This window comes from Flavobacterium sp. (assembly GCF_031423415.1).
Classification (GTDB): Bacteria; Bacteroidota; Bacteroidia; order Flavobacteriales; family Flavobacteriaceae; genus Flavobacterium.
In genome coordinates this window covers 45,236-56,394 of sequence record NZ_JANPFL010000018.1, presented here as the reverse complement: position 1 = coordinate 56,394, position 11,159 = coordinate 45,236, and the positions used below count along the sequence as shown (strand labels likewise).

The following is an 11,159-nucleotide window of genomic DNA, read 5'->3' as shown; positions in this document are numbered from 1 at the left end:
ATCACACCCACAAAATCAAACCGTAAGAAAGGGTATTAAATTTTAAAGCAGAAAAATAATCGGAATCGATTTAATATTTCTTTTTCCTGCTTTAAAATTCAATACCCTTTCCGAAGAACACCAGCTATATCATCAACATTTTTAAATCAGTCTTCAGTAGAAACTTCTCGGATTAGAAGAAAATAAAAAAAATAATAAATAAAAGAAAGTAAAGGTAAGTTCCGGTTTCAAGAAAAAAAAGTTCAAGCCCTACGGGTTTTAGAAAAAATCTCCACCCTTACCGTTTCGCAACAACATTCACTTCCGATTTCAAGCTCCTATTTCCGATGATATATCGGGTAGTATTTTTTCTAAAAAACTTGTTTTTCTTGAAACCTCCACTTGAAGTACGACTTTCTTTTTTTTCTTTTTTTCTTTTAAAAATTTTATGTGTGGCTTGTGGTAGCAAGGCACATCATCTTAAAACGGAACGTATGATGAATTTTATAATCAAAACCCACAAAGTCGGAACAATTTACACAAAACCCCATTTATTTGTACTTAACAAAGGGATGAACAGCGGGAAGCCACAGAAAACGCCATTTACTAACAGCTTTGTTGTCATTTTTCAAAACGAAGAAGATTGCGAAAGCCTATTTTTTATTGCTTTTAGTTTATGGAAAACTAAATTTTGGCATCAGCATTTAGTGGGTTCGGTTATTCCATTTTTACGCCTTTCAGATTTCAAAAAAGAATTTAGCCCAAAAGCAAGTTTGATGATGGTTGAACACGAAGAACATCAAAAAAATGTTGCAGCTTTAAATCTTTTAGAACAAAAAGAAAATCAATTTCACGAAAACATTAATCTTATCAGCGATTTACGCAGAGCCATTGTGTACCGTTATTGCAAAAGTTAAATCAATCCTGGTCCAAACGTACTAGGATTGATTGCACCTTGTTCCCAAGCAAACTAAAGCATAAGTGCAATACGATTGCACCACTTAAATAAATCGAAGAAAAGCAAAGCAATTCCCTTTTATTAATCACTAAAAACAAAAAAAGCTCCGAATTACGGAGCTTTCAATGTGGTTGTTAACCATTTTTAAGGGATGATTTTCGGCTCTTCTTCCGATTTTACAGCAGTTTGAGAAACTACGGAAATAATACTACCGCCTAAAACTAAATATCCAGCTGCCGAAACCAATCCAACAGGCAAAGCAATAGGAGAGGCGATGATCACTCCGCCAACGGAAGCCAAAGCAATTCCAATTGTGCGAAGAATTTTAAACCATTTTGGTGTTGGTGCCAAGGTTCTTTCTACTAAATTCAAATTGTTATTTTTCATAATCTTGATTTTTTAAAATTGTTAGTTCGATATTATGTACTCTTTTTTCTAAATATTCTACTTTTTGGTTCAGCAAATCATTACCACTTTTAAATTCGGTTTTGATGATTAAAGCCATCGTTTTTACTTCAACCAAATCTTTTCCCATACTCTTAAAATCGGTGTGTAATTGCTTGATAAAATAAGCTACAACCGAGAGTAACAAGGTGATAAGTGTTCCAAAAAGTACCGTGATGTTATTGATATTTTCCATTTGATAATGGGTTTAAAATTGTAAATTATTTTCAATACTAATTTTGTTTGAAGCTTCTTTTGCCAATGCCACCAATTTTGGATAAATCATTTTGTAAGCTGCAACACTTTGAGAAACTTGAAAATTACCATCAACAAATTGGAAACCAAAACCACAAAGCGGACAACCGGCAGTTTCTTTGATGGTATTTCCAGTATGGATATACACAAAATTGAAGTTTGGCAAACCAGAAATTTCAATCATTCCTTCGTGAAGCTTTCCAAAAGCTTTTTTGTAATCCACATTTTTAGCTCCGTAAGTGTTCAACTTTAAACTAAAAACACCTTTTGGAATGGCAGTTTCCGAAGCAATTTTCACTTCTCTAATTTTGTCTTCTAACAAATAACATTGAAATATTCCGTTGATATACAACTGGCTTAATGTGCTTTCTTTTCCCTGTGCTACTCTTATTATTTTGCTTTCCATTGGATTAATAGATTTGATGTTAAACAAAAAATCCCCCAAACAAGTTGAGGGATTTGTAAAATGCTTTTCTAAAAAGCATCCTCAACTTTCAAGCAGTTTCCACTGGCGAACAAGTAGAAATTGGCTCCCACTTGTTGATAAAACTCAATTCCGATGCATTGCAATACTGAAGTATTAACTGTTGGAAGAACTCCACCAGGTAAAGTTGCAGTAATTGTAGTAGCAGGAACTGGAGCGTACAAGTCCAAGAAGCCACTGTATTGAATATCGTTTACCTCATTCAAGTCAGCATCCATTGGATCATAGCTGTTTGTGGTAGCGTTGTATTCAAAATCACTCACGACTGAAACCGAAGTAACCAAACGAAAGTGAGTTGCACCAGATGGTGCATTGACCAAATTCGCTGGATTAAAAGCAGGAACGACTAAATCACCACTTTCTCTATCAAGCGTATGCGTTAATGAAAATGGAGCGTTGAAAATTCCATTAAAGGAAGTGTTTTTGTCAAACTCAAAACCTTTCAAATAACTGCGTTGTGTGGTAATTTCAATTTTTCTGTAACCTCTCGCTTCGGTTTGGTCTTCCAAATTGATTTTCTTCATAATAGAAGTTAATCTTCCAGTAACTTGGCTGTCCGCCATTTGTTTCATCAATTGAGATAAACCAGTACGAACCGCTTTTCCAGCTTTAGCACAAGCGCCAAATTCGTTCATATTCTCACGAGTTCTCTCAAATTCAGGAGCAGTCAACACTTGGTCGCCAGTTGGTCCACCAACCATCCCAGCGAAGTAGCCTTCCTGACCTTTAATTTTAAAGTGTCGGATATCTCCAAGAGTTCCAACATACTTAATAACACCTTTTTGTCTTGCCATTTTTTTAAGATTTAAAAAGTTAATAATTAGATAAAATTCATAAGACAAATTTCAATGTTTATCTTTGATTATCAATAACTTAAATAACTGTAAATCAATGCAATACAACGCAAAAGCACCGTACATAGTGGAAACCCATTGGCAAATTGAAGAAGTCCTTGATGGCGATAGCATCATCATTAGCCATCGTTTCACTCAAATGAAAAAAGAAATCCGTCTTTATGGCTTGGATGCGCCAGAAGTAAAACTAAATAGGAAGATGAAAGAGGATGAGGAGAAAAGCAGTTTACCAGCCCAATTATTGCTCCAATTTGGTTTGCAATCCTTGCACTTCGTTTTGTCGGTTGCACCGCCTAAAACGGCTGTAACTATCGTTACAGAACAGGAGAACTTTTACGACTACTGGAATAGACAACTAGGATATGTAATATTACCAGGAGGAGAATGTTTGAATGATTTGCTTTTGATCAATGGGTATGCAAAAGCAACCCAACAATATTACTGCGGCAATCTCGCAGAATATCAATTGATGAACCGCCAAGCGCAGCTTTATCAACTGGGTATTTATAGTTCCGTAAAAAGTTTTTGATTTGTTGTACTTATGTTGTACTAAAGGAATTTTAATTTTTTTGAGTACCAATAAAATGTATACTTCACAAGCGTAATAAGGTTAAACAGCTGTTAGCGGTAGGGCTTGTTTTTAATTGGAATGTTGAATTTCAATATTTTTTATTTCTGATTTTTTTATCATTTCGTTTTCTTCTAATAATAGGTAAGTTGAATTTACAACTTTTCTTTCTTTTAAAATAGTTCCGTTCTTTAAAATAATTTCAACTATTTGATAACCCATTCCTTGTTCAGGCAAATCGGAAAGTTTAGTTATAAATTTTTCGGATAATTTTATTTTAGCTATCATTTAATATACTGTTTTTTTGAAGTATGTATTATTTGATGTTCCATTATCAAACAACGCTTCAATTCCACCACCATTATGATTATTTGCAGGTTGGACAACTCCAGGACGATATTTATCTGATGAAGTTGGTCTTATATAAAATGCCCATTTTATGATTTCATCATTTGGTAGTGCATATCTATCAACAGGATCATCATTGGTGTTTTTACACGCCAAATAATCTTTTTCAGTTGTTGTAAATGTTCCATTTTTTAATTTTTTATTTATAAAGTCAATTCTACGGTCATCTTCATAAGCAGAAAGTCTTACAAATACATCTGTTCCATTTGCATAGATTGGTTGATTGTCAACTGCTCCAGTTGTTCCTTGATTTCTGTCTTTTGTCATCATATTCATTGCGCTGAATGTTCTGACACTTCTTATCAAATCTTTTTTTACTAATACTGGATTTTCTAATGCAATAAAGTTTGAAGCACTAAATGTTTTGGTATAACTATTTAATACTATTTGACGTTTGTAAGCATTAAAATTACTATCAAGTTCAACGATTAATTCTCCATTATAAACTACAAATCTTTCTGTTGCATATCTTCCACTTTTTCTTGCATCAATAATTTGATAGCCCATTCCAGTTTCTGGTAAATTTAATAAAGTTTGAGTAAATTGTGCTTGTGCTCTAAATATCATTTTTTTTCTGTTTAGTTTCTATTTTACGTTTTTTTGGCGCCTTACCGCTAACGTTCCGCCGCTTCATGAAGTGGCGAACTTCGTAACGACATATTTTCCACTAAGATAAAAATTCTTGCGGAAGAAAAATGTGAATTTTGCACATTTTTCGCCATTTCTTGAAACGGCTGTTACCAGAAGATTTACTTTAAAATTTTCTCTCTAAAATATTCTTCCACTTCTGTTAAATTTGATTTGTCAATTTGATTTTTGTCAAAGATGATTTTATTTTTTTTGCTGTAAATTTCAATGTCGCCAGCAAACATTTTGACATTTGTAATTTCATTTTGCTTAATTACAGTCTTAAACAAATTTCCTTTAATAATTTGGTTTGAATTGATAATTCCATAATTACCAAAATGTCTAACTACAAAAATCAATAATGAGACTATTCCAATTACAATTCCAAAATTCGATTTTGAACTTGCATTGTTTAATAATGAGATGATACCAAGCGTCAACATTATCATTCCATATAGGAATAAGAATTTTTGCTGCTTTTTATTGTAAAGTATTTTTATTTCTTCCATTTTTAAAATTTTCTGGTAACGTTTTGCAGCTTGGCGATGTGGCGGTTTAGGAAGCCGAAACTTTCGGTTAAACACGGAGTTTGCAGGTACAAAACCATCTTCAAATTAAGCCCAAAACCCGCCATATTGCCAAACCGCTGTTGTACCCAGTGCTTGTTTATGCGTATTTATACCTTTTTTCAAACACTTCGGTTCTGTGATATTCCAAATATTCAATTCTTTTTTTATTTATGAATCTACTGTCTAATGAATAATTTGCTATAAAATCTTTGACATCTTGTTTTAAATGTGATGCGAAAACAATTTGGCCATTATCATTAAATGTTATGTATCCTAAATCAAAAAGAGTATCAATGTTTCTACTTAATAAAATTCCATTATTTACGTCATATGCTTCATTTTCGTCACATTTAATAAATGGTTTAATGTGGCTTGCTATTAGTATTGGATAAGCTAGTTTTTCAACCATACATTTTGTATCATTAAAGTTTAGTACACTTTCTTCTTGCAATTGAATTTTATACAATCTATGTAAATAAGGATCTCTTAATTTACGTTCTTCCTTCAATTCATCACCGAAAATTCTTCGAGCATCTTCCTCAAAATATAATTCATTCTTTACAAAAACAACATCATCTAGCTTATTTAAAAAATTAAATAAATATCCTACTTGGTTATACTTTCTAATTTTAAAATCAATCTTTTCAGCTTCTGCTTTAAAAGGAACTAACTCATCATATGTTAAGTAACCTTTATCAACGTTTTCTATATCAACTAACATCATTGCTTCAATATCTGATTTATGTAGTTTTCCAATATTTTCCAATGTTTTAATCAAGAAATTTATTTCTTTTTTATTGGAATCATTTGTAACACTTTTATTGAAACTAGAATTTGTATAAAAAATCTTAGAAAAAATAGCTTTTCTTTTTCTATCAGTTTTGGCTTCAATAAATTCTTTAGTATTTATATGATAAGATTTTAATTGAAAATCTATAAAACCTAATTTTACAAATTGATTTATACTTTTTCTAATAGATCCATAATCTACTTTTGGATATTTGTTATAAACTTCTACTTGAAGTTCTTTATATAATTTAGGACTATATTCAAGACCTAAATTTGCATCAATAAATTCGACAATAATACTTAATGTTCCAATAAACTTATCCTCATTAATGTCTGTAAATTCAACGGTTAATTTCCAATATTCCTCATAATTCTGCTCGCTCATAAGTATAATTTTTTTTGGATGTTAAATTAGTATTTTCTACAATAAATAAATATTCTAAATTTATCTTTTTATTCTCTTTACCAGTTATTTTATAGACGTGTGGTTTTTCAACTAATTTAACATTATTTGAATATTTCTCTAAAAGTTCAATTAATTGCTCTTTGGTCGGATATGATGAGTTGTTATAGCTTAAATACCAATATTTGAAATTGCTTAATTTTGAAAATAATTTATCAAATAATTCAATTGAAGTTTTTTTATCAATAAAATTATTTTCAAAAGGTTGCAATTTTTTCCCAACAATATACTCATCTAGCATACCATAAAAGCCAAAATAGTTATTCATTGTTCCTGTGTATGGAGGATCTAAATAAATTATATCCGCTTCAACAGAATCAAGCACATTAAAAATATCATCATTTAATGATAAATTATCTTTAAGGTTATCAAAAATTGCTCTGTTGTATTCACTTACGTTTTCAATAAAATGCGATTTAAATGATTGATTGTGATAAGCTCTTTTTCTTTTATATTTTTCATAGCTGTACTTTTCGTCTCTCAATTGTACGATTTTTTCCCAATTGATATTAAAACGAGAATAAGGCATTTTGCGAACCATTGCTCGACGCATTAAAACTAAAGCTAGAGCTTTTTTATATTCTGAATCTAATTTTTCAATATTTTCTCTATATAAATCAAGTTCTTTACATTCATTTGGAAAAAAATATACTTCTGAATATTGATTGAACATAAACCCTTCTTTAGGTTCTCCCGAAAATATTAATTCTACATCTTCATAAGAAAGTTTAGTTGAATTATTTTCAATTAAAGCTTTAGAAAGTAAATAGTTTATTTCTAAAATATCATTAGAAATTACTTTTAATCCTTTCATTTTAGACTGATAACTTACAGAACTTCCACCTGAAAAAGCATCAAAAACACTTTCCGCATCTTTTGGAAAATAATCTGTAATCCATTTAGCAATTTTTTCTTTATTGCCAATGAAATTTATTTTAGGAAATTTGTTCATCATTTTTCATCATTTTTTTAATTGTTAATGCAATTTCCTTTGCTAAAATTGGAGGAACTGAATTTCCAACTTGTTGTTGCTGAGAAATTGTAGAACCTTTAAATATAAAATCTAACGGAAAAGTTTGTAGCGTTGCTAATTCTCTAACCGTCAATGCTCGGTTTTGAGAATAATGAAATATTTTTCTCATATCACCAGTTACACAAACCGCAGGTTCTGTGCTCTTGTATCTTATATATTTTCGAACATCACCACTTTTTGGTCTTATTAATTCCGGAATTTCGTTCCTATTTCCGCCATCTGAAACATATTTCATTTTTTCAAGCATTTGTTCTGAATGATTCATAGAAATATGATTAGGAATTTTTGATTTTTCTCCAGATTTAAGTTTAGGAAGTTTGTCAATAGCTTCTTTAATTGAAATCGGTTTATCAATTGTTTTTGTTGGAAAGACAATATTATTGGAAATTCTATTTCCAATAAATAAAACTCTATTTCTAACTTGAGGAATTCCAAAATCTGCTGTATTTACAACTTTGCAATCAACGTTGTAATTCATTTTTTTGAAAAGCTCAATAATTTCTTTTTTTGTTTCTCCTTTATTGTGTGTGAAAAGTCTAGCAACATTTTCCATAACAAAGTAACTAGGTTGAACTATTTCAACTATTCTTGCAAATTCTCTAAATAATTGATTTCTTGAATCATCAATAAATTTTCTTCCGATATTTCCAGCCATACTGAAACCTTGGCAAGGTGGACCGCCAATTATTACATCAATAATTTGATTTCCAATTAATGACTTTATTTCTTCATTGGAAAGTTTGGAAATATCTTTTTGGATAAGATTATGTTTTGGGAAATTTGTATTATAAGTTTCGCAAAATCTTGGTTCAATATCTATTGAAAAAATATTATTAAAACCAACTTGGTCAAAACCTAATGACATTCCACCAGCACCTGAAAAAAGGTCAATGTAATTTATTTCGTTTCTCATAAATCTAAATTTATTTGTTTAGTATTTATTGAACGTAGATATTTTACTTTTTCTTCTGCTACTAATAATATTTCTTCTGAACAATTTGAATCATATATTTTTCGAGCAATGAAATCTCCAAAATATTCTTTTTTTAATTCGTCAATTTCAATTTTGAAAGTATCAGATAATAATACTAATCTCTTTTCATCAAAATCTCGTTTGCCATTTTCAATTTTACTCAAGTTTGCAGAATCTAAATCTAATTTAGCCGCAAGCTGGGTTAGTGTCAAATTATTTTCAACACGTAACTTTTTTATAAAACTACCAAAACTTTCTTTCATATGACTTTTATTTATAGACTTGTCAATTTTTGACAAATTTATAAAAAAAGTTCACACAAATATTTTTTTATTAGATTTTTTTTTGAAATTTTCTATTTTACGAGGTCGTCAAATAGCATTGGGTACAACTCATAAATATACGCAACTCCAGAAGCTACAATATATCTAATTACTTGATTTTTAATTTTTTATTTTCGACAACACAAATAAACGCATTGCGTTTATTTATGTTGTCGCTCTTAGCATTTATTCGCTCTTAGTCGATAATGCTTTTTGTTCGTTCTGAAACTCGCTACTTTTTTTACTTAAATAGTTTTTGAAATCAGCTATACTCATCCCATAAGTTTCTTCCGAAATTTTAGTTTTAATTTCCCTAAAAGTTTTAACGGTGTCGAAACTTTTAGTTTTCTCGTCTGTTTTACTATTTTCCATAATCTATATTTCCAAATCCAAAAATAGGAAAATTTGTATTACAAATTATCTAATGGGCTAATAATTTTCCGAATACTTTTGTCGCTTACTTCGGTATAAATCAGGGTCGTTTTGATGTCGCTGTGCCCTAGGAGTTCTTGTATGAATCGGATATCGGTGCCTTGCTCTAATAGATGTGTTGCAAAACTGTGGCGCAAACTATGAATACCCACTGTTTTGTTGATTTTTGCTTTCAGCATTGCGTTTTTAAAAACCTGTTGCGCACTGCGGCTACTGTACTGTCCGCCATATTGTCCTTCAAACAAATATACTTTGGGTTTATATTCTGTAAAATAAGGCCGAAGTTGCGGCAGGATACTTTGAGGCAAATTGACATAGCGGTCTTTTTTGCCCTTGGCTCGTTCGATAAAGACCTGCATTGCTTTACTATCGATATCCTTTATTTTTAAATTCACAATTTCTGAAACTCGTAGTCCCAAACCATAACACAGCTTGAGCATGGTGTTGTGTTTTACATTATCTGTGGTTGCAAAAAGCCTTTTTATGTCGGCAGGTGCTATGACTTTGGGCAATTGCAATGGTTTTTTGGGACGAGGAATTTCTATTAAAAATCGTTCTCTTCGTAGTACTTGTTCGTAATAAAATTTGACGGCATTGATGCGGCTATGAATGGTCGCTTCTGTTAGTTTTAGTTCGTTGATGCAATACAAAATATAGTTGCGAATATCTTCTACAGTGCAGCTTTCGGCTGGGATTTCTTTCAAGAAATTCAAATAAATCCCAAATTCATTGCGATACGTTTTGAGCGTATTTGCACTGTAACCCTTCAGCTGTATCTCCTCGATAAAACGTTTCAAAACCAATTGATTACTTTCTTTAATTTGCGACAATGCCGATTTTCCGTCGCTGGACGCAATCTTAAACCGCAGCCTATTTTCATCGGTATCTGGTAGGTGCCACGCCATTAGAGATTGACTCCATCGTGCGCCTTCCACTTGTTTTATTCGAGCAATTAGTTCAGCATTTTTTTCGAAATAAACGGCTATTCGCTTTTCCTTACGGTGTGTGATCACTTTAGCTTCCCATTTCATAATCAATTGTTTTGTTTTGCTAAAATAATCAATTGTTACGAAACCAAAAACCTTCTAAAAAATCAATCCGCATTTTTAGAATTTACACAAAATGTTGTCTAATATCTTTAGAGTTTAAACAAAATTCTGTCCAGTCTCTGTTTACATCTGAAATCTGAAATCTGCAATCTAAAATCTGCAATCTAAAATAGTACCTTACCCTATTGATTTTTTGGTGCGTTTCAACCTTTTGTAATGCGATTGACGAAGGTTTTTAGTACCAGAAATGATACTGATATTGCCGTCGATTTCCAGCATTGCCAACTTTACATCCGAAAAATGTTCCAGTCCGTGTTCTCGTATCGCTTCTTTTAATTCATCGTGGGTGATGTTTAATTTGCTCAAAGCTTTGAAATCTATTTTCCCGTCGTGGATTAAAATTTCTGGCTTTTCCTGCATAAAATCTCTGAATTTTGGGAATTTATACATTAGTTTTTTTAAAGTAAAATTGATAAAAAAAAGTACAGTAGCTGCGGCCAAACCACCCCAAAGACTCGTATTGCTTCCTACCATTGCATTTTGAACCGAGTTACTAATCAACAAAATTAGAATAACATCGGCGGTGTTGAGTTGTGATAATTCCTTCTTGCCGAAAAGTCGTAAAGCGATGAGCATAAAAAAATAGACGGCAGCACTTCGAATAATAATGTCAAAATAAGGATTCATATTTTTTGTTTAAAATTACACTAGGGCATTCGCTTTTAAAAAGTTTGCCACAGATTCACAGATTTTTAAAGTGCCAAAATCTATTAAAAGACACTGATTTATTAATTTGCGTAATAAACATGCTCTTTATTTTCAAAATCTGTGAATCTGTGGCGTTTGTTTTTTATTTTAGCTGGCATTAAATTTTAAAAGCGAATACCGTGAAATTACACTATTTTATTGGTATAAAGGTACTTCGTCTCTTCGATTTATTAATTTGCGTAA

16 protein-coding genes are annotated in these 11,159 nt (G+C 31.3%); 2 read left to right on the top strand and 14 right to left on the bottom strand.

Annotated features, from left to right (window positions below; genetic code table 11):
• Positions 1–473: 473 nt before the first annotated feature.
• Positions 474–896: a DUF6943 family protein gene (locus RMO83_RS02415; RefSeq protein ID WP_310558076.1), complete on the top strand. Its 423-nt coding sequence runs from the start codon at positions 474–476 to the stop codon at positions 894–896.
• Positions 897–1,081: 185 nt separating this feature from the next.
• Here the strand turns inward: RMO83_RS02415 and RMO83_RS02410 are convergent, their stop codons facing one another.
• The 4 genes from RMO83_RS02410 to RMO83_RS02395 form a co-directional block, all read right to left on the bottom strand.
• Positions 1,082–1,324 carry a hypothetical protein gene (locus RMO83_RS02410; RefSeq protein ID WP_310558075.1) on the bottom strand — a complete coding sequence of 81 codons (243 nt, stop codon included), beginning with the start codon at positions 1,322–1,324 and terminating at the stop codon, positions 1,082–1,084.
• A complete protein-coding gene (locus RMO83_RS02405; protein WP_310558074.1) occupies positions 1,314–1,577 on the bottom strand; it encodes a hypothetical protein in 264 nt (87 codons plus the stop codon). The genes RMO83_RS02410 and RMO83_RS02405 overlap by 11 nt, the downstream gene beginning before the upstream one ends.
• A 12-nt stretch (positions 1,578–1,589) precedes the next feature.
• Complete coding sequence (locus RMO83_RS02400; protein WP_310558073.1) at positions 1,590–2,042, bottom strand: DUF5675 family protein; 453 nt, start codon at positions 2,040–2,042, stop codon at positions 1,590–1,592.
• 68 nt (positions 2,043–2,110) lie between these two features.
• On the bottom strand, positions 2,111–2,914 hold the full coding sequence (locus RMO83_RS02395) for a hypothetical protein (RefSeq protein ID WP_310558072.1): 804 nt from the start codon (positions 2,912–2,914) through the stop codon (positions 2,111–2,113).
• A gap of 97 nt (positions 2,915–3,011) precedes the next feature.
• On the opposite strand from RMO83_RS02395, the gene RMO83_RS02390 reads away from it, so the two are divergent.
• Positions 3,012–3,503, top strand: coding sequence for a thermonuclease family protein (locus RMO83_RS02390; RefSeq protein WP_310558071.1), 492 nt, complete (start codon positions 3,012–3,014; stop codon positions 3,501–3,503).
• Positions 3,504–3,614: 111 nt separating this feature from the next.
• Here the strand turns inward: RMO83_RS02390 and RMO83_RS02385 are convergent, their stop codons facing one another.
• The 10 genes from RMO83_RS02385 to RMO83_RS02340 form a co-directional block, all read right to left on the bottom strand.
• Complete coding sequence (locus RMO83_RS02385; protein ID WP_310558070.1) at positions 3,615–3,830, bottom strand: hypothetical protein; 216 nt, start codon at positions 3,828–3,830, stop codon at positions 3,615–3,617.
• Positions 3,831–4,517 (bottom strand): hypothetical protein, encoded by a 687-nt coding sequence (locus tag RMO83_RS02380; protein WP_310558069.1) that lies wholly within the window; start codon positions 4,515–4,517, stop codon positions 3,831–3,833.
• A 182-nt stretch (positions 4,518–4,699) separates the two neighbouring features.
• The gene (locus tag RMO83_RS02375; protein ID WP_310558068.1) at positions 4,700–5,086 is read right to left on the bottom strand and encodes a hypothetical protein; all 387 of its coding nucleotides are present in this window, start codon (positions 5,084–5,086) and stop codon (positions 4,700–4,702) included.
• Between the two features lie 157 nt (positions 5,087–5,243).
• Entirely contained in the window at positions 5,244–6,320 is a 1,077-nt protein-coding gene (locus RMO83_RS02370) for an HNH endonuclease (protein ID WP_310558067.1), read from the bottom strand.
• Positions 6,301–7,353, bottom strand: a complete 1,053-nt coding sequence (locus tag RMO83_RS02365) for a DNA adenine methylase (RefSeq protein ID WP_310558066.1) — start codon at positions 7,351–7,353, stop codon at positions 6,301–6,303. Before RMO83_RS02365 ends, RMO83_RS02370 begins: the two co-directional genes overlap by 20 nt.
• On the bottom strand, positions 7,334–8,344 hold the full coding sequence (locus RMO83_RS02360) for a DNA (cytosine-5-)-methyltransferase (RefSeq protein WP_310558065.1): 1,011 nt from the start codon (positions 8,342–8,344) through the stop codon (positions 7,334–7,336). The genes RMO83_RS02365 and RMO83_RS02360 overlap by 20 nt, the downstream gene beginning before the upstream one ends.
• On the bottom strand, positions 8,341–8,667 hold the full coding sequence (locus tag RMO83_RS02355; RefSeq protein ID WP_310558064.1) for a helix-turn-helix transcriptional regulator: 327 nt from the start codon (positions 8,665–8,667) through the stop codon (positions 8,341–8,343). Before RMO83_RS02355 ends, RMO83_RS02360 begins: the two co-directional genes overlap by 4 nt.
• A gap of 246 nt (positions 8,668–8,913) precedes the next feature.
• A complete protein-coding gene (locus tag RMO83_RS02350; RefSeq protein ID WP_310558063.1) occupies positions 8,914–9,099 on the bottom strand; it encodes a hypothetical protein in 186 nt (61 codons plus the stop codon).
• Between the two features lie 38 nt (positions 9,100–9,137).
• Entirely contained in the window at positions 9,138–10,190 is a 1,053-nt protein-coding gene (locus RMO83_RS02345; RefSeq protein ID WP_310558062.1) for a site-specific integrase, read from the bottom strand.
• Between the two features lie 195 nt (positions 10,191–10,385).
• Positions 10,386–10,895, bottom strand: a complete 510-nt coding sequence (locus RMO83_RS02340) for a YetF domain-containing protein (RefSeq protein ID WP_310558061.1) — start codon at positions 10,893–10,895, stop codon at positions 10,386–10,388.
• Positions 10,896–11,159 lie beyond the last annotated feature (264 nt).